This is a genomic window from Mycobacterium sp. ENV421 (assembly GCF_002887815.1).
Classification (GTDB): Bacteria; Actinomycetota; Actinomycetes; order Mycobacteriales; family Mycobacteriaceae; genus Mycobacterium.
On record NZ_PDHO01000004.1, the window covers coordinates 326,315 to 348,680 of the forward strand.

At 66.9% G+C, this 22,366-nt stretch carries 22 protein-coding genes and 1 tRNA gene; 10 read left to right on the top strand and 13 right to left on the bottom strand.

The window, feature by feature from the left end; genetic code table 11:
* Positions 1 to 295 precede the first annotated feature (295 nt).
* Positions 296 to 949, top strand: coding sequence for a TetR/AcrR family transcriptional regulator (locus tag CRM90_RS07915; RefSeq protein WP_158248993.1), 654 nt, complete (start codon positions 296 to 298; stop codon positions 947 to 949).
* Between the two features lie 80 nt (positions 950 to 1,029).
* Here the strand turns inward: CRM90_RS07915 and CRM90_RS07920 are convergent, their stop codons facing one another.
* From CRM90_RS07920 to CRM90_RS07930, 3 genes are all read right to left on the bottom strand, one after another.
* The gene (locus CRM90_RS07920) at positions 1,030 to 1,761 is read right to left on the bottom strand and encodes an anti-sigma factor family protein (RefSeq protein ID WP_102806505.1); all 732 of its coding nucleotides are present in this window, start codon (positions 1,759 to 1,761) and stop codon (positions 1,030 to 1,032) included.
* Positions 1,762 to 1,765: 4 nt separating this feature from the next.
* Positions 1,766 to 2,407: a TetR/AcrR family transcriptional regulator gene (locus CRM90_RS07925; RefSeq protein ID WP_102806506.1), complete on the bottom strand. Its 642-nt coding sequence runs from the start codon at positions 2,405 to 2,407 to the stop codon at positions 1,766 to 1,768.
* A gap of 130 nt (positions 2,408 to 2,537) precedes the next feature.
* Positions 2,538 to 3,446 carry a cytochrome c biogenesis CcdA family protein gene (locus CRM90_RS07930; protein WP_102806426.1) on the bottom strand — a complete coding sequence of 303 codons (909 nt, stop codon included), beginning with the start codon at positions 3,444 to 3,446 and terminating at the stop codon, positions 2,538 to 2,540.
* A 197-nt stretch (positions 3,447 to 3,643) separates the two neighbouring features.
* Here CRM90_RS07930 and CRM90_RS07935 point away from each other — a divergent pair, with 197 nt between their 5' ends.
* The gene (locus CRM90_RS07935) at positions 3,644 to 4,315 is read left to right on the top strand and encodes a class I SAM-dependent methyltransferase (RefSeq protein ID WP_102806507.1); all 672 of its coding nucleotides are present in this window, start codon (positions 3,644 to 3,646) and stop codon (positions 4,313 to 4,315) included.
* Positions 4,316 to 4,500: 185 nt separating this feature from the next.
* Positions 4,501 to 5,640 carry a hypothetical protein gene (locus tag CRM90_RS30475; RefSeq protein WP_502693245.1) on the top strand — a complete coding sequence of 380 codons (1,140 nt, stop codon included), beginning with the start codon at positions 4,501 to 4,503 and terminating at the stop codon, positions 5,638 to 5,640.
* Between the two features lie 3 nt (positions 5,641 to 5,643).
* On the opposite strand, the gene CRM90_RS07950 is transcribed toward CRM90_RS30475, so the two are convergent.
* Positions 5,644 to 6,015 (bottom strand): hypothetical protein, encoded by a 372-nt coding sequence (locus tag CRM90_RS07950; protein ID WP_233209211.1) that lies wholly within the window; start codon positions 6,013 to 6,015, stop codon positions 5,644 to 5,646.
* Between the two features lie 297 nt (positions 6,016 to 6,312).
* On the opposite strand from CRM90_RS07950, the gene CRM90_RS07955 reads away from it, so the two are divergent.
* The 3 genes from CRM90_RS07955 to CRM90_RS07965 are packed head-to-tail and all read left to right on the top strand — an operon-like array spanning position 6,313 to position 9,467.
* A complete protein-coding gene (locus tag CRM90_RS07955) occupies positions 6,313 to 6,603 on the top strand; it encodes a hypothetical protein (protein WP_142391339.1) in 291 nt (96 codons plus the stop codon).
* Positions 6,604 to 6,645: 42 nt separating this feature from the next.
* Entirely contained in the window at positions 6,646 to 8,118 is a 1,473-nt protein-coding gene (locus CRM90_RS07960) for an APC family permease (protein ID WP_102806429.1), read from the top strand.
* A 2-nt stretch (positions 8,119 to 8,120) separates the two neighbouring features.
* Positions 8,121 to 9,467: an FAD-binding oxidoreductase gene (locus CRM90_RS07965; protein ID WP_102806508.1), complete on the top strand. Its 1,347-nt coding sequence runs from the start codon at positions 8,121 to 8,123 to the stop codon at positions 9,465 to 9,467.
* Here the strand turns inward: CRM90_RS07965 and CRM90_RS07970 are convergent.
* Positions 9,464 to 9,952 carry a DUF4232 domain-containing protein gene (locus CRM90_RS07970; protein ID WP_233209212.1) on the bottom strand — a complete coding sequence of 163 codons (489 nt, stop codon included), beginning with the start codon at positions 9,950 to 9,952 and terminating at the stop codon, positions 9,464 to 9,466. The genes CRM90_RS07965 and CRM90_RS07970 overlap by 4 nt on opposite strands.
* Before the next feature lie 126 nt (positions 9,953 to 10,078).
* Positions 10,079 to 12,448, bottom strand: coding sequence for a cadherin-like domain-containing protein (locus CRM90_RS31430; RefSeq protein ID WP_199189816.1), 2,370 nt, complete (start codon positions 12,446 to 12,448; stop codon positions 10,079 to 10,081).
* 61 nt (positions 12,449 to 12,509) lie between these two features.
* On the opposite strand from CRM90_RS31430, the gene CRM90_RS07980 reads away from it, so the two are divergent.
* Positions 12,510 to 13,151, top strand: a complete 642-nt coding sequence (locus tag CRM90_RS07980; RefSeq protein ID WP_102806432.1) for a TetR/AcrR family transcriptional regulator — start codon at positions 12,510 to 12,512, stop codon at positions 13,149 to 13,151.
* On the opposite strand, the gene CRM90_RS07985 is transcribed toward CRM90_RS07980, so the two are convergent.
* Positions 13,148 to 13,714: a TetR/AcrR family transcriptional regulator gene (locus CRM90_RS07985; protein WP_102806433.1), complete on the bottom strand. Its 567-nt coding sequence runs from the start codon at positions 13,712 to 13,714 to the stop codon at positions 13,148 to 13,150. The genes CRM90_RS07980 and CRM90_RS07985 overlap by 4 nt on opposite strands.
* A gap of 100 nt (positions 13,715 to 13,814) precedes the next feature.
* On the opposite strand from CRM90_RS07985, the gene CRM90_RS07990 reads away from it, so the two are divergent.
* Entirely contained in the window at positions 13,815 to 14,903 is a 1,089-nt protein-coding gene (locus tag CRM90_RS07990; protein ID WP_102806434.1) for a methyltransferase, read from the top strand.
* 9 nt (positions 14,904 to 14,912) lie between these two features.
* Here CRM90_RS07990 and CRM90_RS07995 read toward each other — a convergent pair whose 3' ends face one another.
* From CRM90_RS07995 to CRM90_RS08015, 5 genes are read right to left on the bottom strand one after another with little or no spacing between them, the layout of a single operon-like run.
* Complete coding sequence (locus CRM90_RS07995) at positions 14,913 to 16,121, bottom strand: CaiB/BaiF CoA transferase family protein (protein WP_102806435.1); 1,209 nt, start codon at positions 16,119 to 16,121, stop codon at positions 14,913 to 14,915.
* 3 nt (positions 16,122 to 16,124) lie between these two features.
* On the bottom strand, positions 16,125 to 17,402 hold the full coding sequence (locus tag CRM90_RS08000; protein WP_102806436.1) for an amidohydrolase family protein: 1,278 nt from the start codon (positions 17,400 to 17,402) through the stop codon (positions 16,125 to 16,127).
* A 14-nt stretch (positions 17,403 to 17,416) separates the two neighbouring features.
* Entirely contained in the window at positions 17,417 to 18,631 is a 1,215-nt protein-coding gene (locus CRM90_RS08005) for an amidohydrolase family protein (protein WP_102806437.1), read from the bottom strand.
* 3 nt (positions 18,632 to 18,634) lie between these two features.
* Complete coding sequence (locus tag CRM90_RS08010) at positions 18,635 to 19,438, bottom strand: acetoacetate decarboxylase family protein (RefSeq protein WP_102806438.1); 804 nt, start codon at positions 19,436 to 19,438, stop codon at positions 18,635 to 18,637.
* Positions 19,435 to 20,373, bottom strand: coding sequence for an SDR family NAD(P)-dependent oxidoreductase (locus tag CRM90_RS08015; protein WP_102806439.1), 939 nt, complete (start codon positions 20,371 to 20,373; stop codon positions 19,435 to 19,437). Before CRM90_RS08015 ends, CRM90_RS08010 begins: the two co-directional genes overlap by 4 nt.
* A 64-nt stretch (positions 20,374 to 20,437) precedes the next feature.
* On the opposite strand from CRM90_RS08015, the gene CRM90_RS08020 reads away from it, so the two are divergent.
* Both CRM90_RS08020 and CRM90_RS08025 read left to right on the top strand, forming a co-directional pair.
* Positions 20,438 to 21,340, top strand: a complete 903-nt coding sequence (locus CRM90_RS08020; RefSeq protein WP_102806440.1) for a helix-turn-helix domain-containing protein — start codon at positions 20,438 to 20,440, stop codon at positions 21,338 to 21,340.
* 111 nt (positions 21,341 to 21,451) lie between these two features.
* A tRNA-Pro gene (locus CRM90_RS08025) sits at positions 21,452 to 21,525 on the top strand.
* A 60-nt stretch (positions 21,526 to 21,585) separates the two neighbouring features.
* Here the strand turns inward: CRM90_RS08025 and CRM90_RS08030 are convergent.
* The gene (locus CRM90_RS08030) at positions 21,586 to 22,353 is read right to left on the bottom strand and encodes a sulfite exporter TauE/SafE family protein (protein ID WP_502693246.1); all 768 of its coding nucleotides are present in this window, start codon (positions 22,351 to 22,353) and stop codon (positions 21,586 to 21,588) included.
* Positions 22,354 to 22,366 lie beyond the last annotated feature (13 nt).

A 22,366-nucleotide genomic window follows, 5' to 3' on the forward strand; every position in this document is an offset into this window, starting at 1 on the left:
GGTAGGTCGCGGCCGGCGTTCCGGCAATACGAAGTCGCTGCCGCCGCAAGGATTCGCTCCGGGCCGTCCGGATTTCGCGCCGACCAACCCCGTGGTCGATCTTGGCGCGGCCGCGCAGAACTCAGAGATCGATTGTGCTTCAAAGTCTTTTGCCGCATGCAGACCTGGCATCGCCGGTGGCTTGCCTGCAGCCCGGCTGAGTCGACTCCCTGCGGCTAGCGCTTCGTGAACGGCGACCTTCGAATCGCCATGTCGTGCTCGTCAGACGATGCGGGTGTTGTGTGACACTCGAGGGATGACCGCTGAGTTGTCCCCGCAGCCACGTCGGCGCGCGGTCCGGCGCGATGCGCTCGTAAACCGAGAGAAGATTCTGCACGCCGCGGCCGACGCGATGGCCCGTCAGGGACTCAACATTCCGCTTGCCGACATCGCGAAGGCCGCTGGCGTCGGTGTCGGCACCTTCTATCGCGGGTTCCCGGACCGCACGGCGCTGCTGCACGCCCTGGAGCACCGCTCGTACGACATGCTCATCGACATCCTCGATCGGATCGAGGAGTCCGGGCAGACCGGCGCCGACGCGGTAGAGACCTACCTGATCGAAAGTTTGAACCTCGGCCACCAGCTGGTGCTGCCCCTGCGCGGAGCGCCGCCCCTAACTTCCGAGGCGGCCGTCGCCGCCCGTCGACGAATCAACGCCTCCCTCGAACACTTCCTCGCCGAGGGTCGCACGGCCGGGACGGTGCACCCCGACGTCAACGCCACTGATGTCATCGTCTGTGCGGTCATGACCGGCCAGCCTTTGCCCCACGGTCCCGCGTGGCCCGCCATCGGCCGCCGCCACCTCAGCTTGTTCGTTCGAGGTCTGCGATCACCTGACGAAGCACCGCTCCCGGGACCACCGGTCACGCGCGACGACCTCGAAGCTCAGTTCGCCGCCAACGCAGACTGAGGGTGCAGGCACATCTGAAGGTAAAGCGCGTGAGCAAACGTTGGCGCGTCACGTCCACGAAATTCGGCCCGGCAGCAGCGTCAGAGGTCGCGTTCGAGCAACACCGCACCCGCGTCGACGGAAACGATTTGGACTGCGGCAATGTCGTCGACAGGCATCGATGTGCTGCCAGCGGGCGATGCCGGTATCGCGATCCGTGCCGTCCAGGTCGCCAGCTGGGTGCGGCTCCCATCGCGACCGACCGCCACCATCGCCAGTGTGTCGGTCACCTCATCGCCGTCATGGCCGAGGTCCATCGGTCCCGCCTCATAGAGGCAGTGCATCTCGATGCGGGTCCCCCAGCTCCGGCGGGTGAGAGTGACTGTGGCAGTCAGAGGAACCGGCGTCACCGGCGTCATCGTGAGCGCGGGGGCTTCGACCGGTGCAGGCGTCACCACCATCGGGTTCGACTGAAGGGCAACGACGGTAAGGCCGACGACCAACGCGGCCGCCCCGGACCACGCCCACGTCGCCGTCCTCGAGCGACGCCGTCGCGCAGTGACCTCGGCCAGCAATTCATCCCGCAGCGGCGGCAGCCCGGCCTGGCCACCTCGATCGTCAAGGGTGTCGACGTAACCGCGGTCGATCTGCGCCAAGAGCGCAGGCATGCCGCTGAGATCGCTGACGGCATCAACGCACGACGGGCAGCCCATCAGGTGTGTCTCGAAATCGCGCCGCTCCGCCGGCGACAGGGAGCCGAGAACATACGCCGCATCCCACAGCGCGTACGGGTGGGTGTCGCCGGGTGACGACGGACCGTCGACTGTGGTCATCACGTCACCCCGAGGCCAAGCCCTCGAAGAGCCGGGTGATGAGCATGATGACAAAGCTGTCGAAGTCGCCGCGCAACCGATCCTGATCGGACGCGAAAGGGCGCTGCATCGACATCCCCAGCAGCACAACCTCCATGAGTCGCACCGATTCGTCGATCACATGCTCCGGCGCCGCATCACCGGCGATGGAGCGCAGCAGCCCGGCGAACTGCCGCCGCTGGGTGTCCCGGAATTCGAGGTAGGCGGTGCGCAGGAATTCGTTGTGGTTGGCAGCCGCCCCGAACTCGACGACGAAGGTGACTGTGTCGAGATTGTCGATGAACAGGGTGTACAGCAGGCCGGCAGCGTCAGCCAGCCCGTCGCCGACCGACTCTGCGGGCACCAGCTGGGTCGCTGCCGTGGCGAACAGTTTCGTCGCCACATCGTTGATGGCGGCGTCGAAGAGCTTCTCTTTGGTTTCGAAGTGATAGTGCAGCAGCGTCTGGGACACCTTGGCCGTGTTGGCGATCAGGCGCATCGACGACTTCTCGTACCCGTGGGCGCGGAAGCATTCGACCGTCGCCTCCAAGATCCGCTGCCGGGCGTCGCCGGGCGTGACCTCGGGCGACCCGACACCGTCGTTCGCCTCAACCGTTGGTGTCGACATCGACACTCCTTGTTTTGTGATGAACTTTCCCTGATCGCGCACTCAGTGTCCTCTTTTTTGAGTCACGAGTGGCGATTCCGGTTGGTTCAGCAGGAAACCAAGGGATTTCAGTCGGTCACGACTCAGTCGGTCACGACGACGACGGACTCAAACCGCCGGAATGAAGGCGCAGTACGCGGCGAACCTTGGCGGTTCGGCGCAGACGCCTGGTCCAGGACACCGCAAACGCGCTCAGCATCAGCACCGCCAACGCCGCGAGCCAGGGATGGCCGCCGTGGCCGTGCACCCACTCGGCCAGACCGCTTTGAATGCGTCCGGCGCCGGCGATCACCGGGTCTCGTGGCGCCGCGGCGCCGCTGAAGACGCGTATCTCGTAGACACCGTAGTAGCCGACGTACAACCCCACGATCAGCACCAAGAAACCACCGAACCTGTTGATATACGGCAGGATTCGACGCAGCCGGTACACCCCGATCGGGTTGGCGAATGCGGCGGCGATGGCCAGGACGCCGACGATCAGCGACATCCCCGCCGCGTACGCCAGATAGGTCACCAACCCGTTGACCATCAGCCCGCTGCGGAAGCCGGCCGCGGTGACGGCTAGAAAAGGCCCGATCGTGCAGGACAGGGACGCAATCGCATATCCGACGCCGTAGCCGAACATCGAACCGCCGCGCACTGTCGGCGCCCATCGGCTACTTCGGGTCACCGGGTTGAGGCCGGGTAGGTGCCGACCGGCCAGCGACCAGATCCCCAGGACGACGAGGACGGCGCCGATCGCCACCGTGACGTACGGCAGGTATTGCTGCACAGCAGTGGCCGCCGAGACCGTGAGCACGCCGAAGACACCGAACACAGTCATGAAACCCAGCACCATCTCGATCGTTGCCACCGCGGCTCGGCGCACCGCGGTGAGCTGACCGGTGGCATCGCCGCGCACGACCAGCGTCATGTAAACCGGCAGCATCGCGAAACCGCACGGGTTGAGCACAGCCACGAACCCAGCGCCGAAGGCGAGTCCCATCAGACCTTGTTCCACGATGCGCCTGAGACCCCTGTCTTGGTGGGCGACCCGAACTGTCGTCTGCTACGACACGAGCCACAGCGCTTCTGGGTTCACCCGATTTCCCGCACTCGAGGGCGGCGGTCTGTCTCAGGTGACCTGAACGGGCCATCCCCGCAAGATGGCCGGGTTGAGCGATGCGGGCCGACGGGCCGCAACCGTACGTTCTCGACATGACCGAGACTGCCCGCGACGATTCCCGTACCGATGAACAGCCCACGCCCACCTACGCGGTGTGGCTGCGCGTCATGGCGCTGGTATATGACCCGTTTGTCTGGCTGGGCGAACTGGTCGGCATGCGGCGCCGGCGGCGCGAGCTGGTGGCCGGCGCGCGCGGGCGGGTGGTCGAGATCGGCGCCGGAACGGGGCTGAACCTCCCGCACTACCCCGGCGGCGTCGACGAGCTCGTGCTCACCGAGCCCGAACCAGCGATGCGCCGCGCACTCGCCCGGCGGCTCGAACGGGTCGGGCGCGCCGCGCGGATCTCTGATGCGTCCGCCCTGCACCTGCCGTTCCCCGACGCCTCGGTCGACACCGTCGTCTCGACGCTGGTTTTGTGTACCGTCCCCGACCCCGAGGCTGCGTTGCGGGAAATCGCCCGCATCCTGCGACCGGGCGGGCAGCTGTTGTTCATCGAACACATCCGCTCGGGCTCGCGTCTCCTTGCGGCGTATCAGGACGTGATGCTGCGGCCATGGCGCGGCTTCGCGGGCGGATGCGTATGCAACCGCCCGACTTTGCAGTTGATGCGGGCCTGCGGGTTCACGGTGAGGGCCGATGCCGCGGTGTGGCACGGAATGCCGGCCGTTGTCCATCCACTCGCCATCGGACAGGCCACTGTATGACGACCTCGCGTTGTCTACGCGGCGGCGTCGCGGGCGCAGCGATCGCCGGGGCCGGCTACGTTGTCGTCGCATTCGCGGCGACAGCACCGGCAAGTGCTGCACCACAATGTAATTCGGACATTCACTCCTGTGGCGACAGCCGCCCGGGTCATGCCATGTTTGTGTCTGTCGCGCCCGCCCCGATCATGCTCGTCGGCGACGGTACTGCCGAGCATCCCAACGGCGGGCTGTTGATCGGGAATGGATACAGCCCCGACCCGGCGACGTGTGGCACCGCGTGCAACGGCGGCAATGGCGGCTGGCTTCTCGGCAATGGCGGCGAGGGCGTAAACGGCGGCCGCGGCGGCAGCGCCGGCCTGTTCGGCTCTGGTGGACGGGGCGGCGGCGGGACCTCCGAGCACATCGACGGGGGCGACGGCGGCCGCGGTGGTGTGCTGTCGGGCGACGGCGGCGACGGCGGCGACGGCGGCTTCGGCGCGAGCGGCGGCGGCGCTGGCGGTCGAGGCGGCGACGGCGGCGTGTTCGGCGGCCACGGAGGCAACGGCGGTTCCGCCGGTGCGGGATCCCCGGGCAGTAACGGCGGCACCGGTGGCCGCGGTGGCGACTCCGGGCTGTTCGGTGGTGTCGGAGGTCAGGGCGGCAACGGTGGCGACGGCGGCCTCGGCGTCACCGTCGTCATCAGCAATGGTGGGGGCGGGGGCGCCGGCGGGAACGGCGGACTCTTCCACGGTGGCGGCGACGGCGGGCAAGGAGGTGACGCCGGCACCAGCGGAGCAGGCGGGCAAGGCGGTCGCGGCGGCAACGGCGGTGCGATAGACGGCCGTGGCGGATTCGGCGGTGCCGGCGGAAACGGTAGTAACAGAGGATCTTTCAAGGGCGGCCAAGGCGGCGTCGGTGGCACGGGCGGCATTTTCGGCGTCGGCGGCGGTGGCGGCGACGGCGGCACCGGCGGCGGCACCACCGGCGGGGTCAGCGGGTTGGGCGGTGAGGGCGGCGCAGGGGGTGCCGGCGGAATCTCGGGCGGTTCAGGCGGAGTCGGGGGTCAGGGCGGCAGCGCGACCACCGGCACCGGCGGCCAGGGCGGCAGCGGAGGCGGCGGTGGGAACGGCGGAATCGTCGGCGGCTCGGGCGGCTATGGCGGCAAAGGCGGAAACAGCAACTCCGGGCCGGGCGGTGCGGGTGGCTCAGGGGCCAACGGCGGGCTGGGCGTCGGCGGAACCATAGCCGGTCGAGGAGCCAGGGCCGGAAGTCCGCCCAACGGAAGCACCGGCGGAAACGGCGGCATCGGTGGGCGGGGCGGGCGCCCCGGAGACCCCGCCCGGTAGCTGCTACTCGGCGATAGCGTCGAGACGCTCGGTCACCCGAACCAGCGCCTCATCGAAGACCTCCACCTTTTCCGAACGTTTCTCATTGGCCGGCTGCGCGGCGCCGCGGCCACCCTCGGTCTCCACTCGAGCGGCGCCCTGGCGCCGCAACAGGCTGAAGTTCTTCTCCCGCGCCTGCCGGAGCCGACTCTGCAATTCCTTGAGCTGCTTGGCGTCCATGCGGGCCAGCGCTTCCGGTTGGCTCTCGCCGATCAGCGAGTCTTCCTGCGGTGTCAGGTTCACGTGGTGGTTGCTCACTGTTGATTCATAACCCTTTTCGGGGCGCTGGACGCGTGAATCGCCGCACTGCTCGCCAATTGGCACCGGCGCGCTCACCGCATATTCACGTTGTCGGTGCTCGCTTTGCCGGAGTCGCGTCGCAACGACGCCTTTGACCGCTACACTCCGTCGACTACTCGCCGGGAGGCATGCGTATGGCATTACACCGCGCTACCGATCAGCCATCACGTACCGCCATCAACCACATCGGAGGGGTAGGCGGGTTGGCGGCGACGGGGCCGTCCGACCCGAGCGCATGACCGGGCTCCCTACATCATTTGACCCATACCGCATTCTGCGAACACATAGTTCAGCCGAAGAGCCGGTGTGTCCATGCGCCATACGTTCAACAGCATGAACACGATCACCGGCATCACCAGGTTGGCCGCCTACGGCGCGCTCTTCGGCGGCATCACTGCTGCAGCTCTCGGCATCGGCTCCGGTGTGGCCCAGGCAGACCCCTCGGGACCGGCGACCGGGACCCACCAACTCCGGTCCGACGACCGCGGCGACCAAGAGGTCTTTCCCCGGGATCACCCGATCCCGATCCATGGCGACGACAGCGGCACCCACATTCCAGGCTCGGCCCACACGGCTCCCCCGGCCGGCGCCACCCACACGGCCACGACCCATCGCGGTAACTGAGCCCGCGCACACCTACCTCCCACCAGTGCAAGGACGGGCATAATGACCCAGGTAATAGCGGGCGACGAAGCCGCCGACGACTTCTGCGAAGACTGCGGCTACGAGCCGGAACTCAAGCGAACACTGAATGGCTTTCAGGTGTTTGCCATTTCGTTTGCTTCGCTGTCGGTTGCGGTGGGAATCTTCGCCACCTATGACGACGTATTGCGGGATTCGGGCCCGATTGGCATCTGGCTGTTCCCCATCGTCGCGATCGGACAGATTCTGGTGGCGTTGGTGTACGCGCAATTCGCTGCGCGCATCCCGCTCAGCGGATCGTCCTACGCGTGGGCATCGCGGCTGGCGAGCCCGAAACTCGGCTGGGCCTTCGGTTGGCTGGCCGTTCTGAGTGCGGTCGCCAGTCCGGTGACCATCGACAACGCCCTGGCCAGCCAGTGCCTGATGCCGTTGTTCGGGATGGAGCCCAGTGAAACCACCGCGCGACTGATGACGGTGGCGCTGTTGGTCATTCAGTTCGTCCTGGCCGTCGCCGCGACGCGCATCGTCGGTTGGGTCAACTCACTGTCGGTCGGGGTCGAGCTGGCGATCCTGCTCGTGATCGGTGTCGCCCTGACCATCGCAATCATGGTGAGTGGCAACGCGGAACCGGCGAACCTGTTCTCCCGCGGCATCACCGAAGGTAACCCGAACTTCTGGGTCATCGGCGGCGGATTGATGGCTGCATCGATCATGGGGTTGTCGACGCTTGTCGGTTTCGAGACGGCATCGAATATGGCTGAGGAAGCCAAGAATCCGACGCGCACCGTTCCGCGGGCGATCATCGGCTCGGTCATCGCAGCCTCGGTACTGGGGATGGTGTTCGTCATCATCCTGACCGTGTCGATCACCGACATGGCCAAGGTCTCCAACACCGAATCGCCGGTCGCCGAGATCATGAACCAGCGCTTCGGACCGGGCTTCGAGCGGCCGCTGCTGGCCGCGATCGCCCTCGCATTCTTCGGGGCCGCCTTGGTTGCCATGGTGTCGGGAGCACGCTACATCTACGCCATGTCGCGCGACGGGCGCTTTCCCGCCCACAAGGTGATGGGCCGGGTCAACCCGCGCACCCGCACACCGATACCCGCGACATTCCTGGTCCTGGCCGTCGGTGTGATCCTGATGGCGCTCATGCCGGGAGACGCACTGCTGCAACTCATCATGGCCGGCGCGATCGTCACGATGCTCCCCTACCTGTTCACGATCATCTTGTATCTCGCGACGCGCCACAAGCTCGATCGCAGGCCGGGCGGATTCGATCTGGGTCGCTGGGAATGGCCGGTGGCGATCGGAGCGCTTGTGTGGGTGATCATTTCACTGTTCGTGGTGATCACGACGTCCCCGGGATGGGCGCCCATCGCGCTGGCCTTCGGGTTGTCTGCCGCCGGCGGGCTGTACTTCCTCTACATGTGGACGTTCAATCGTTCGGTGCTCGAGGAAGAGCCCGGTGATCCCAACATGTTCGCGGAGGTGGAGTGATCATGGCTGCTGTACTCACCGGCCGGGTGGTGCACCCTGGCGACGCCGACTACCCCGCTGCCAGCCGCGGCTGGAACCACTTCTTCACCCACCACCCCAAGGCCGTCGTATTCGCCTACAACACAGACGATGTCCTCAACGCACTGACCTGGGCACGCCAGGAGGGACTCGCCGTCCGGGTACGTAGCGGCGGCCACGCCCTGGAAGGCTGGTCTGGCGTCGACGGCGGCGTCGTGATCGACGTCAGCGGGTTGAAATCGGTGGCGATCGACGCGCATGCCCGGACCGCCACCGTCGGGGCGGGGCTCAATCAGCTCGAGGCGGTCACCGGACTCGGCGAGGCGGGGTTCGCGGCACCCACCGGAACAGAAGGCAGCGTCGGGCTGGTCGGTGCCACGCTCGGCGGCGGCTTCGGCCTGCTGACACGCAACTACGGAATGGCGTCGGACAACCTGCTGGGGGTCGAGATCGTCGTCGCCTCAGCCGACGGCGGCGCCCAGGTGATCACCGCCGACGAACACAACAACCCCGACCTGTTGTGGGCGCTACGGGGCGCGGGCAACGGAAACTTCGGCATTGTCACGTCGTTGACGTATCGCATTCATCCGCTGACACAGTCGATCTTCGTCGTCGCCACGTGGCCCGGCTTCGATGAACTGCAGCCGGTGTTCGAGGCCTGGCAGCAGTCCGCGCCGTACGTGGACCCTCGGCTGACGAGTCAGCTGGAGATCGAGGGCGACAAGGTCGGGTTACATGCCCTGCTTGCCGGCGGGACGGAAGCCGAAGCGCTGCAGCTCCTTTCGCCGATGCTGTCGATCGGGAGCCCTGATATCGTCGTGCAGGACTCGACGTGGCCGGAGATCTACGCCGGGTTCCAGATCCCCATCACAGAAGAACCGGCGAACTGGAAGTTCTCCTCGCAGTTCATGACGGAGCCCTTACCGTCCGACGCGGTGGGCATCATTGCCGAATTCATGGCGAAGGCACCCGACGGGTGCAACTACTTCACCAACGCGTTCGGTGGCGCGCTGGCCGACAGTGAGCCCTCAGGCGGGTCGGCGTTCGCACACCGCGGCGCGCTGTACTACGCCGAACCAGGTGCAGGTTGGGGTGTTCGCGGCGGGCCGCCCGCCCCCGATGCTGAGACCGAGGCGGTCCTCGCGTGGGTCGCGGAACTCACTGACGCGTTGGCGCCCTATGTCAATGGCGCCTACGTGAACGTACCGAACGCCGGCATGCCGGACTGGGAGCGCGCCTACTGGGGCGGCAATGTCGAGCGGCTACGTCAGATCAAGGCGACCTACGACCCCGACAACGTGTTCAGCTACGCCCAGAGCATTACGGCCTAGCTGTCAGTCATGGGTTGCAGGGGTCCGATGTAGGTCCCGGGATGACTCGCTGCGTCCTGTCGGGCAACGGGTACCCGGCCGGCAATCCAGGGAACTTCCATCCGCCCAGGCGAATTCGGCATGGTCACCGCGATGGTGTCCGGCACCCAGCCATTCGGGTCCGCCAGGAACGTGAGACGGCTAGCGGCGGCGGCACCCGGTGGGAGCGTGATCGGCACCGCCGCGTCGGCTTGTTGCGGCACCTGATAGTCCGGACCCCACCTCGGATCGTCGGGTCCGATGAGATCCACGCCGGGATACCCCAGCACCTCACACGGCTGGGGCGAGGTGTTCGTGACGATCACGTCGAAGTGGATCTGCGTCGCATCGCCGGGCGACGCGGGCGCGCCGGTACTCAGACCAAGCGAATCGGGTGTGCACGCGGGCACAGCTGATGCGGTCGGACTCGCCACCGTCGAACCGATGGACAGGAGCACAGTCAGCACACCGACAGCTTCCGATACATACCTCGTCATCGTCGGGCCGCCCTTCCGTCTTCGAGACTCCTCGACCGGCGAGCGAACTCTAGTCCTTTACGTGGCCACTGTGTCCGTTCTCGACATTGGCCGCCGTCAGCCGGCCGCGACCCCGGTCGGAGGGTCGTCCGCCTCGGGCGCGACCGGGACGACGATCGTGATCGCGGTGCTGCCGCCGTGACCGTCGGAGACCGAAATGGTGAAGCTGTCGTGGGTCACGGTGAACGGGGCACCCAACGCCGCGGCGAGGTGCCGCTGTTCGGCAGTCGGGTTGTAGGTGAATGAGCCGTCCCCATAGACGTCGACGACGCCGCCGCCGACGGTGGTCGGATTCGAGCTGTACATCAACGGGTCCGAGTCCGGGTCGGTGACGCCGACGACGGCGCCCGAGACGACACCGATCACGTCATCGACCGCCAAGTCGGTGATGTTGCCGCCGCTGGGGATTCCGTTGGCGGCGCTCACCGGCACCGTGATGGTCTGGGTGGTGGAACCGCCGTAGCCGTCGCTGACGGTGACCGTAAAACTGTCGGTGGTTGCCGACTCGGATGCGTTGTCAGCGGCCGCGGCGTGGCGTATCTGGAATGTCGGCGCGTAGCTGAACGAACCGTCGGAGTTGATGGTGACGGCTCCCCCGCCCGCACTCGTCGTCGATCCGCTGAAGTTCAGGCTGTCCTGGTTGGGATCAGCGGCCTTGATCTGGCCGGCGACGGTGCCGTCGACCGAGGAGGTGGCGTCCGTATAGCCACTGATGGTCGGCGCTTTGTTGATGGACGCGACGTCGACGGTCACCGTCGTGGTCACCGAATCTGGGCCGCTGATGCCCAATCGTTGTGCGTAGTAGTGGATTACCGACTGGATGCGGCCCAGCACGCCGGACAGCCGGTACGTGCTGCCGTTGTCGGCGGTGACGGTGAAGCTGACCGACCCGCCGAGGTGGGCAGTGGGCGCGTCGGGAGTGACGACGAAGGTGCCGTCTGGGTTCACGCGGACCGCCGCATTGGCGGGCTGGGTGACGGTATAGGTCACTCCGTCCCGAGATCCCTTGGTGTCGTGGAGGTCACCCGTGACGACACCGGTGACGGGATCCTCTGCATGTTGGACGGCTGCGATCACCGGGGGTTTGTTGAACAGGGTGTAGCGCAACTCGCGGCGGACCCAGCCCAGTACGTCATGACGGCGTGGGTTCGTCCCGGCTGGGCCGGCGGGCGTCGTGCGATTGGCGCCGGCAGATGACCGAATTACTCTCGGCGCCTTGACCGTGACGGTGTCCCCGTGGCGGGTTGGTGAGGCTGGGCCGGTTTGGCCACCCGCGCCGGCGTCGCTCCTGCCGCTGTGTCCGGTGTCGGCGTTCGCGACCGCCGATCCCTGCGCCAGAGCAGCGCCGATGCCGACGGTGATCGCGCCGGCGCCCAGCCAGACCAGCGGGCCACCGAAGTGCCGGGCGCCCGAGCCGTGGTGCGCCGCCGACCGAAGTTGCGCAATCCCGATGAGAACCGCGCCTCCGACGGTCCACGCGATCAACACCATGACGGCGGCGCCGGCTCCCGCCCCGTCGAAGAATGCGGTCGAACGCAGCAGCGCCGCCGTCGCCCCCTGAGGAAGGTACTGACCGAGTTCGCCCCAGCCCCGGGGCAGCATCTGCGGCGCACTGGCAAGACCTGACAGTGGGTTTCCCAGCAGCAGTGCCAACGCCGAACCAAGCGTCAGCCCGATGCGCCCGAACACCGTACCCAACCCCAGAACGGCCAGACCGGCACCGCTCAGACCCAACATCAGAGCGGCGGCGACACTGCCGGCGCTCCCATCGACTGAACCAACGACCCACCGGAGGACCGCCGTGATCGTCACCGCTGCTGTCGCCGAAAATGTCAGCATTGCAATGGTTCTCAGCCATATCCGGTTCGGCAGCAGCAACACCAGCACGATTGCCGGTAGTAGGCCCGCGATCGTGATGGGCAGCCCGGAGGCGATGAGCCCCGCCCCGCGTGGGTCTCGGCCGGTCGGGGGCGCGAGGTCCTCGGTTCGCAGTGGGACTGCGATCGCTTTCGAGAGCTGATTGCCGAGCTGGGAAAGCGTCTGAGCCACAGCAGGACTGGCGCCGGTGGCGGTGAGCAGGACAGGGCCGGCAGGGCCGAGCGCCAGGCCGCCGTACTGGTCCCGGCCACGAATGGCGGCCCGCAACGTCGTCTCGTCGGGGTAGGTGGTCACGCGAAACGATCCAGGGGCGTTCTGCTGCAGCAGCGCTGAGATCTGTCCGGCGTGCGGACCGGCTACGCCAATCGGTAGATCGTGTGGCGCGCTGCGGGCCGCCGGTAGCGCGAATGCGATGGCCAACACCGCCACCACAACGGACAGGCCGACGACGACTCCCATCGCACGCGTGGCCCCCGAAGCCACGCGTACCGGCTCCGCCGCATGCCCCGGCTGCGCGTGCGCGCTTTTTTCAACGACGGATGAAATCATGAGCAGAGCGTAAACCCACCACCGGAATAATTCAATGACTATTGAAATGATATCGTCAGACATGCCTTCACGTGCAGCGATGGACAAGCGACGCGGCCGACGCCATGGCGAGCCGGTGTCCCGGGACGTGGTCCTGCGCGCAGCCAAGAACCAGTTCGCTCAACACGGTTACGAGAAGGCGACCCTGCGCGCGATCGCCGACGAAGCCCATGTGGACCCGTCGATGGTGCTGTATTTGTTCGGCTCGAAGGCGGAACTCTTCCGCGAGTCGATGAAGCTGGTACTCGACCCGGAATTGTTCACCGATCAGCTGACCGCCGGCAATGACGACGGGCTGGGGTTCCGCATCGTCCGTGCCTATCTGACCATCTGGGAACAACCCGACACCGCTGCGAGCATGGTCTCGATGCTGCAGTCGGCGACATCGAACAGTGATGCGCACGAGGCATTTCGGGAGTTCTTGCACAGTTATGTGATGACCGCGGTCACCGATGCCCTGGGCGGCGCGGATGACGCGCGACTGCGGGCGATGCTCGCCGCCACGAGCCTGGTCGGCACGGCGATGCTGCGGTACGTCATGCAGGTACCGCCGCTGTCGACGCTGACCGCCAACGAGGTGGTCACGCTCATCGGTCCCAGCGTTCAGCGCTACCTCAGCGCGCCGGCGGACGAACTCGGCCTGCCGACCACCCACGCCGATTAGCCGCGGGCGCGATGCCCGTCCAGGAATTCAGCGACCACGCCGGCCGCATCGATGTCGGGAACCTGCGGCGTCGCCCCGGTGCGCGCCCAGAGGCCAAACACAAGTAACGGCGCGATCAACGCCACCAGCGTCCGCAGAGGGTCGCCCGCCGCCAGTCGCCCGCCATCCTGATGTGCCGCGATCACCCCGGCGGCATTGACGAGATTGGGCATCAAGGCCGAAATCGCATCGCGTAGTTCCGGATTCCGGGGCACCTCGGCGAGAAGCGTTGCGACCGCACCGCCATATTGTTGCGCGGTCTCGACATAGGACCGCACCAGCTCGGTGAGGTCCGCCGTGACGTCGTCACTGATCGCCAGGCTCGCGAACGATGAATCCGCCAACACGTGCGTCAAGGCCGTGTTGATCAGGGCCGCCTTGGCTCCGTAGCGCCGGAACAGGGTCGCTTCGTTGACACCCGCGCGCGTTGCGATCTCCTGTGTCGTGGTGGCCCGGTAGCCACATTCGGCGAATACCGCGACAGTCGTCCGGAACAGGCCGGCTTCGTCGATGCGTTTGGGCACACCCGAATCTTAATGCAAGTCACCACTTGCTTTAAATGGGGAACCGGAGTTACGGTTCGGGCGCTTGTCGGCTACTGAACGACCGAGAAGGGATGGTCCCGTGACGTCCACCAAAGCGCCACCGACGAAACTTGTCCGGATCATCGAACGGGCCCGTCACGTCCTGTACCGGATCCACCAACGCGCGGCGCCACCGGCAGCCTCCATGATGGAACTGATCATGGGGGCGTGGATTGCCCAATTGATCTCGGCTGCAGCAGAACTCGGTATAGCCGATGAACTGGCGAACGGACCCGCGACCGGCGATGAGCTCGCGCGGCGACTGAATGTCGACCAGGACGCACTATGCCGGATGCTTCGGGCACTCATCGGTGTCGGTGTGTTCCGGCACCGCAGCGACGGCCGCTACGAGCTCACCGCCCTTGCGGAGACATTGCGCACCGACTCCCCCGTCTCGATGGCGGGCATGGCCCGCTGGGTTGGCTCAGCACAGCACCGCGAGCATTGGAGTCACGTGGCAGACGCGGTACGCACAGGCTCCGCGGTGGTTCCCGCGTTGCGGGGCAAGCCGATCTTCGACTACCTCGCCGACGAGCCGGCGCTGGCCGGGATCTTCAACCAGGCCATGACGGGGCTGTCGGAGTCGTCGGTCAGCGCTGTCGTCGCGGCTTACGACTTCAGCCGCTTCGCCACGATCGCCGACATCGGCGGCGGTCACGGCAGGCTCCTCGCCGCGATCCTCGAGTCCGCGGCACACGCCCGCGGCGTGTTGTTCGATCTGCCCGAGGTGGTGGCCGGCGCACCTGCTCTGCTGCGGCAGTACGGCGTCGAGCACCGCACCCGAATCGACCCGGGATCGTTCTTCGAATCCGTTCCGGAGGGCGCCGACGCCTATGTGCTCAAGCACATCATCCATGACTGGCCCGACGACGATGCGGTCCGCATTCTGCAGAACATCCGCACCGCCGCTCACCGGGGCGCACGAGTGTTGTTGATCGAGTTCGTCATTCCCGACCACGACAGGAATTTCCACGGCAAGTGGGTGGACATCGAGATGCTGGTCGTCGCCAACGCTCGCGAACGCACCGCGGCCGAGTACCGTCAGCTATTCGACAAGTCAGGGTTCCGGCTGACTCGAGTGGTCGACACCGTCGGCCCGATCAGCATTCTGGAAGCTGTCGCGGTCTAGCCAACCGCGTCAGGCGATGACCCCGGAGTCCCGCAAGCCGGATCCCTGGCCCACCCGACCCACCTGGGCGAGTATCTCCTCGGTGTGCTCGCCCAATTTCGGTGCCGGACCGGCTAATCGAGCCGGAGTGCCATCGAAGAGGGCGGGATGCCGCGGGATACGCACCCGCCCCACCACCGGGTCGTCACGTTCCTCGAACAGCCCCATTGCGATAGCGTGCGGATCGTCGGGCAATTCCTCGGGCGGCACGATCATCGCGTACGGTACGTCGGCGGCTTCGAATCTCTCCGTCGCCTGGTGCACCGTCAGCTTTTCCGCGCCCGCGTAACACGCTGCCATCACCTCGGCCATCAACGGGCGGTGCTGGTTTCGCAGCTCGGCGGTCTGCAATCGCGGGTCGTCAGCGCCGGGCGCGTCCAGTGCACGACACATGCCCGTGAAGTCGGAGTCCGAGATCGGCGTCACCACACCCCACCCGTCGATGAAGCGGAACGGCTTGAATCCCGATGTGAAGCTGGACGGCTGCGAATTGTCCGAGTCGAGCAGGACCTCGTTGCCGGCCGCATCGGTCCACAAGAAGGACACCACCGCGTCCACCATCGAGACGTGCACGTGTTGTCCGCCGCGACCTGTCGCCCGTGCGAACAGTGCGGCGGTGACGGCTTGGCTGGCATACAGCGCGGTGACCTTGTCGGCCAGTACCTGCTGCAAGAAGATCGGCTCGCCGACGTCGGGGGCGGCCTGGCTGGACGCCACACCGCCGTACGCCTGAATAACCGTGCCGTATGCGCTGCGGTCTCGATACGGACCGACCTCACCGAAACCGGTCAACGAGACGTAGACGACCTCGGGATTGATCGCGACGACGTCGGCATACCCGACACCGAGCCGGTCGGCCACGCCGGGACGAAAGTTCTGGATCACCACGTCGGCTTGCGCCGCCAGTTCGAGCGCAATCTCCCGTCCGGCGTCGGTTCGGACATCCACCGCGATCGACTTCTTGCCGCGGTTGCACACCCGGAAGACCGCACTCAACCCATTCACGCTCGGACCGATCCAGCGCAGGATGTCGCCGATGTCGGGGCGTTCCACTTTCACCACGTCGGCGCCCTGGTCGGCGAACAGTGCACCGATGTAGGGACCGGTCAGCGCCAGCGACAACTCCAGAACGCGAATACCGCGCAGCGGCCCAGTATGCGCGTGATCAGCCGAATCCATGTATCAGTTCTCCACCAGGTCGGCCAGGGGCTCGGTATCCGTGAGCCAGTGCCGGCCGGCCTGCCGTGCCGCCTCCCACTTCGGAATGCTCACCGCGTCATCCTGCCCGAGGTCGTCCGGCGTCGGGCCGATACGTTCGACGAGCGGGGCCAGAGCTTTCTGATCGAAGTGGTAGATCTCGGCCGCCGCCAGCCCCAGCATCTGCCGGGTCTCGTCGATGGGGATGTCCCAGAACGCATGCCGCAGCCACTTACGGGTGTTCGGCCAGGTTCCTTCCGGATGCGGATAGTCGTTGCCCCACAGCATGTTCGGAACACCGATCTCGTACCGGCGCGCCAGTTCACGACGCTCGGTCGTGGTGGCCCCGATGAAGCAGTTCCGGTCGAAGTACGCCGAGGGCGGCATGGTCAGATCACCCTCGAGCGCTCGGCTCATCTTCTTCGCCGAATGCTCCCGCAGGAAGCGGGTGTCCATCAACCACAGCAGATCGTTGGCCCAGAACGCACCGCACTCGGTGGCACCCCAGCGCAGTGCGGGGAAACGCTCGAACACCCCGGCCCACAGGGCGAACCACAGCGGCCGGGCTCCCCACCACCGCACCTCGGTGGTGTAGATCCCCAGGTGCTCGCCGTACTCCGCGCTCGGAGCGGGACCCACGTGGGTGTGCACCGGCATCTGCAGGTCCTGGCAGGCGGCCCAGACCTTGTCGTAACGACGGTCGTGATACGGCGGGTAGTCACCCCAGAGCACGGGGATCAGGATCCCGCCCCGCAGACCGGCTTCGGCGGCCCGGGTGATCTCGGCGACCGCCGCATCGACGTCGGCCAGGATCGGGATCACCGCGACTCCGGCCCGCCGCTCCGGACTGTGGCTGCACAACTCGGACAACCACCGGTTGTGGGCTCGTGCACCGGCCATCGCCCGACCGGGGTCGAGGTCGCCCGACTGGCCCAGGCCGGCACCGAACGGAGCTCCCGCCACGCCCGTCACCGCGTCAGCGTCTGGGAAGATGACCTCGCCGGCCACACCATCCCCGTCGAGTTCCTTATCCCGTTGGGCGACATCCCATCCGCCGGCGATCCCCTCGCCGTGCTCGTCGAACCAGGTTTGCGCGAACTCCTCGTCGATGAACCCGCCGGCCTGCGCCGCGGCCTGCTTCTCGGCGAGGTAAGCCTCGAAGTCCTCGCGGTATTCGGGATCGACGTATTCGCGGTACCGCTCGGTCGGGAGCTCGGCGTGCGTGTCGGCGGAGATGATGAGGTACGGGGCAGCGTTGTTCACGATGGGCCTTTCGATTACCAGGTACGGATGGGGTCGGGCTCGAAGACGGTGCTGCTCGCACCTGCGGGCACCTCCGTCAGCGGCTCGGCGACCTCGGCGACGGTCGGGCCGATCCGGTCGGTCAGAGGCTGGAGCGCCGCCAGGTCGAAGCCGTAGACGGCCGCCGCGTTACCGCCGAGCATGGCCGCGACTTCCTCGGTCGCCACACCGGAGAAGGTGTAGCGCAACGCTTCTCGGGTGAAGAAGCCGGTTCCCTCCAGGTGTGGGTAGTCGCTTCCCCACATGATCCGGTCGACGCCGATCTCGTGCCGTTCGGCGCATTCGACCGGCCGCATGAAACTGGCCCCGACATAGCATTGGCGGGCCCAGAACTCGCTGGGCTTGAGAGATAGCGAGCCCGCGGTGGGCCCGGCGAAGCGGGCGATCGCGGATCCTTCTCGCGCGTAGCGGGCCGCCGCAACGTCGAGGGAGTCCAGGGTGGCCGGTATCCACCCGGCACCCTGCTCGGTGAACACCACGGTGAGGTCCGGATGACGATCCATCGCGCCGCTGAAGATCAGGTGCCACAGTGCCCGGTGCGCGAACCAGTGCGTCTCGTATACCCATATGGCGAATGAGCTGCCCCAGCCGTCGAGAGGACTGGGTCCGGCATTGCCGCCGTGGTGATTGACCACCAGACCGGCCTCGGCGCATGCCGCCCACAGCGGTTCCCAGTGCTCGGCGTACAGCTGTGGGATGGCCGCTCCTGGCGGTATCCCCGGCAGCAGAACCCCGCCGCGCAGACCGAGTTTCGCGATCTGCGCCACCTCGGCGACGGCTTCGTCGAGGTCCTGCAGCAGAATCTGCCCCACCCCGGCACGCCGCTCGGGCGACAGCGAGCAGAAGTCGGCAAGCCAGCGATTGTGCGCGCGCAGCCCGGCCCAACGCAGCTCGAGCTCGCGGGCGGTCTCCGGCGGCGTGGCCGCCAGGCTCGACGAGGGAAAGAACGGCGGAATCGTGTTGGGGTAGATCACCTCACCGGCGACGCCCTCGGCATCCAGGTCGGAGTTGCGACGGTCGCTATCCCAGTTGCGTTCGGCGTCGGCGTCGGCGAGATCGGCGAACGGATTGACGTACGTCGATGTCCACCTGTCGAATTCGTCACGGAATCCCGGGTCGAGATAGTCGCGGTAGTCGAGCAGGTCGGCGCCGGCATGGCAGTCGGCTGAGATGACGGTGTACCGGTCCATCCGCTACACCCGCGTCGGTTCGGGCCTCGGCGCGGCGAGCAGAGCGACGTCGTCGTAGCGCTGGTGGACGTAGGGCAACAGCCACTCCGCCGGAACCCGCTCGGCGATCCTGCCGACCTGAACGGTTCGTCGGCGGCACCATGTGATCGATGTGAGCTGACGGACCACGATGTCGGCCACCGGGTCCAGCGGCGACTCCCCCAACTCGATTGTGCCGTCGATGTTCTCCAGCAGCTCGTAATGCCGGTGGTACTCGCCGTAGACCAGGTGCGGATCGGTGATGCCGTCGCCGTCGGGGGCGCGCAGGAACTTGAAGTAGAACTCGGTGTTCACCTGGTCGGGCGGCAACTCTGCCGGTCCGGTGACGCGCCCGCTCACCGTGATGAGCGGATATCCCAGCCGGGCGACGGTGGCAGTGACATCGTCGGCGTCGCGGTCCACTCGGATGTCGGCCAACTTCTTTGGCTCACCGAAGGTTTCGCGTCCACCGGTGACGGATTGTTCGGTGGACTGCGGCATGAACAACGGGTAGTCGCCGTCGACGTCGCCGTGCCGGGCCCGCACCGAGAACACCGCTGACCCGAACGGGGGCCGGCCCTCGATCTCGACCCGCTGCAACTGGACGCGGACCAGGGGTTCGGCCGCCGGTTCGAGCGGCTTGGGCAGGACCGCGGCGACGATCTCCGGATCGGTGAGATAGGTGACGGTCACCGCCTCGGTGGCGATGGGCGCCTTGGTGGCATCGACTTCGTGGTCGACCCGCGCCTCGGGTGGGCGCGGGCCGTAGCGAACGGTGTTGACGCTCATCGGTTTCCTCCATTGTTCTCGGCGCTCTGCCCGGCGTGCCTGCCGAGGACGTCGACCAGGTAGTCGGGTTCGCCGCGCGCGATGATCGAGGCCGCCTTCTTGCTCACCACGTCATCAGAGGGCGCGGGTGGCCCCATCATCCAGAAGCTGTCTGTCCGGAGGCCCTCGATGACCTGAGCGGCGACCGTCTCCAGCGGCGTGAATTCCACGTGTGCGCCGGCTGTTTCGAAGCGGGCGACCACGTTGGCCAGGGTCTGCAACTCGGTGCGGCGTTCCTGAGTGGCCGCATACTGCTGCGGCCGGTGCCGCCACGATTCCCAGATGCCGGTGTTCAAGAAGCCGCCGGGGAAGAGCACATGTGCGCGCACGCCGGTCCCGGTCATCTCCAGGTGCGTGTAGAGGCTTTCGGTCAGGCACAGCACGGCGGCCTTGGTCATCGGGTACACCGCGGTGGCCGGGCCGCCCATCGCGCCGCGGGCGATCGGCGCGAAACCGCCGTTCCCCGAACACGTGTTGACGACGTGGCCCTCGCCCTGGTCGAGCAGGATCGGCACGAACGCCTTGATGCCGTGGATGACGCCGAGGACGTTGACGTCGATGCCCCAGCGCCAGTCCGCAAGATCGTGTTCCCACATGTACCCCTCGGACACCGCGCCGGTGCCGGCGTTGTTGCACACCACATGCACGGCGCCGAATCGGTCGAGAGCGTGCCTGGCGAGCGATTCGACCGAGGAGTAGTCGGTGACGTCGGTGACCACGCCGATCGCCTCGATGCCGTCGTCTGTCAGAGCGCGGGTTGCCTCGTCGAGTGGTTCGGCAAGGACGTCGGCCAGCACGACCTTCATGCCTTCTTGGCCGAACCGCCTACCCATGGCGCGTCCGATCCCGCCGGCGCCCCCGGTTACGACCGCCACTGCGCCCCGTAGGTCCTTCATTGTGGGCATCGTCACATGGTCGCGTATATCATCGCAAGCAGTCGCATTATGCGACCATCGGTCGATGCCGCCGCGCCCATCTCCGCAGACCGAGCGGGTCGTGAAACTGTTCGAGCACCTGGCCGGCGAGGGACGCGACGGGCTGACGTTGGCCGAGGTGTCGCGCTACTTGAACGTTCACAAGGCGAGCTGCCACTCGATGCTGGCGGAACTTCTGCGGGCCGGCTGGCTGCTGCGCGATCCGGTTCGCAAGACGTATCACCTGGGTCCCGCGCTGGTACGCCTCGGCCGGGAGGCGGCAGGCCACTTCCCGGCCCTGGCGCTGGCCCGCTCGGCGATGATCGAACTGTCCGCAGCGACCGGTGCGCACTGCGTCGCCTTCTCGGTCGATGACGACCACTCCACCGTCGTCGACCAAGTTCGCAGCCGCCTCGGCGGTGGCCATCCGATGCCGATCGGCACACAGTTCCCGCACCGCCCGCCGTATGGCGCGTCGACGGTGGCCTGGGCCGGGGTGCACGCTCGGGAGCGGTGGCTGACCGCGCTGCCCGACGACGTACGCGAGCGATACCGCGACGCCATCGCCGCCGCCGAACAGCGTGGCTACGCGGTCGGGCTTCATCTGTTGCCCGATCTGCGCTTGCAGGAACTGGCGCTCATCGTCCGTAGCGCCGAGGTTCGCTCCACGCGGCTCAGCGAGCTGGCCCAGGCGTTGACCGACGAGCTGATCCATCAGGAGCAGTGGTTTCCGGTCAGCCTGGACAGCGACCGAACCTACGAGGTGAGCCATATCGACTCGCCGGTCTTGGCTGCGGATTCACGTATTGCCCTGATCCTGAGCCTTGTTCCGAGTCCCGAACCGATGAGCGGCGCCGACGTCACCCGGATGGGCGAACAACTCGCTGCGGCTACCCGGGGGCTCAGTGCCGCGCTGGCCGACGAATCCCTCTCCCCACCGGCTCCGTGAACTGACTTTCGGGCTGCCGGCGCTCTGTCCGGCACGTGTCGACCGTTTCGGAGTTTCAGCTGCCACTGATGTATCGTTCCCTGGCGCCCGTCGGTAGCTTCGGCGGGCACGCGGGCTGTGGCGCAGCTTGGTAGCGCACTTCACTGGGGGTGAAGGGGTCGCAGGTTCAAATCCTGTCAGCCCGACCGGTCTCGACAACGCAACGTGGTTGCGCGCGAGAGGGTCTACGTCAGCTGGTCGCTCGGCTACACCGTCAACAACCGGTACAACCCGATCAGCCCGACCACCACGATGACGGCCCGCAGCACGTTCGGCGACAGCCGCCGTCCGTAGTGTGCACCCAGCCAGCCGCCGAACAGCGACCCGATGGCGATCAGCCCGGCCGCCTCCCAGCTCACCCGGTCGAACGCAACGATGGTGTAGGCCACGGCCGCGACGATGTTCACCAGCAGCGACAGCATGTTCTTGGCCGCGTTCATGCGCTGCATGTCCTCGGGCAGCAGCGCGCCCATCACCCCGATCAGCAGGATGCCCTGCGCCGCGGTGAAGTACCCGCCGTAAATGCCCACGGCGAAGGTGCCGACGACCAGGGCCGTCATCCGTTTGGGCGACACATGCTCGGCCGAGCGGCCTGCGGCCTCGGCGCGGGTCCGGGCATAGGCCTGAATACGCGGCCCGATCACCACCAGCACCAGGGCGCCGACCAACAGCACCGGAACGATCTGCGTGAACACCTTCTCCGGCAGGTGCAGCAGCAGGAACGCCCCGATCGCCGCGCCGATCAGCGATGCCGGAATCTGCCAGCGCAGTCGATCCCACTGCCCGCGGAGTTCCTTGCGATACCCCCAGGTACCCGACACCCCGCCGGCCACCAGGCCGATCGCGTTCGACATCGTCGCCGTCACCGGCGGGAACCCGAGCGTCACCAACGTCGGGAAGGTGATCAGCGTGCCGGAACCGACCAGCGAATTGATGGCGCCGGCCCCCATCCCGGCCAGGACGATCACGATCATGTGGGCAACGGAC

What these genes read in the sequence shown, in the direction of transcription:
- CRM90_RS07915 (WP_158248993.1), top strand. Translation starts at nt 296, where the DNA reads ATGACCGCTGAGTTGTCCCCGCAGCCACGTCGGCGCGCGGTCCGGCGC.
- CRM90_RS07920 (WP_102806505.1), bottom strand. Translation starts at nt 1,761, where the DNA reads ATGACCACAGTCGACGGTCCGTCGTCACCCGGCGACACCCACCCGTAC.
- CRM90_RS07925 (WP_102806506.1), bottom strand. Translation starts at nt 2,407, where the DNA reads ATGTCGACACCAACGGTTGAGGCGAACGACGGTGTCGGGTCGCCCGAG.
- CRM90_RS07935 (WP_102806507.1), top strand. Translation starts at nt 3,644, where the DNA reads ATGACCGAGACTGCCCGCGACGATTCCCGTACCGATGAACAGCCCACG.
- CRM90_RS30475 (WP_502693245.1), top strand. Translation starts at nt 4,501, where the DNA reads ATGCTCGTCGGCGACGGTACTGCCGAGCATCCCAACGGCGGGCTGTTG.
- CRM90_RS07955 (WP_142391339.1), top strand. Translation starts at nt 6,313, where the DNA reads ATGAACACGATCACCGGCATCACCAGGTTGGCCGCCTACGGCGCGCTC.
- CRM90_RS07960 (WP_102806429.1), top strand. Translation starts at nt 6,646, where the DNA reads ATGACCCAGGTAATAGCGGGCGACGAAGCCGCCGACGACTTCTGCGAA.
- CRM90_RS07965 (WP_102806508.1), top strand. Translation starts at nt 8,121, where the DNA reads ATGGCTGCTGTACTCACCGGCCGGGTGGTGCACCCTGGCGACGCCGAC.
- CRM90_RS31430 (WP_199189816.1), bottom strand. Translation starts at nt 12,448, where the DNA reads ATGATTTCATCCGTCGTTGAAAAAAGCGCGCACGCGCAGCCGGGGCAT.
- CRM90_RS07980 (WP_102806432.1), top strand. Translation starts at nt 12,510, where the DNA reads ATGCCTTCACGTGCAGCGATGGACAAGCGACGCGGCCGACGCCATGGC.
- CRM90_RS07995 (WP_102806435.1), bottom strand. Translation starts at nt 16,121, where the DNA reads ATGGATTCGGCTGATCACGCGCATACTGGGCCGCTGCGCGGTATTCGC.
- CRM90_RS08005 (WP_102806437.1), bottom strand. Translation starts at nt 18,631, where the DNA reads ATGGACCGGTACACCGTCATCTCAGCCGACTGCCATGCCGGCGCCGAC.
- CRM90_RS08010 (WP_102806438.1), bottom strand. Translation starts at nt 19,438, where the DNA reads ATGAGCGTCAACACCGTTCGCTACGGCCCGCGCCCACCCGAGGCGCGG.
- CRM90_RS08015 (WP_102806439.1), bottom strand. Translation starts at nt 20,373, where the DNA reads ATGAAGGACCTACGGGGCGCAGTGGCGGTCGTAACCGGGGGCGCCGGC.
- CRM90_RS08020 (WP_102806440.1), top strand. Translation starts at nt 20,438, where the DNA reads ATGCCGCCGCGCCCATCTCCGCAGACCGAGCGGGTCGTGAAACTGTTC.
- CRM90_RS08030 (WP_502693246.1), bottom strand. Translation starts at nt 22,353, where the DNA reads ATGATCGTGATCGTCCTGGCCGGGATGGGGGCCGGCGCCATCAATTCG.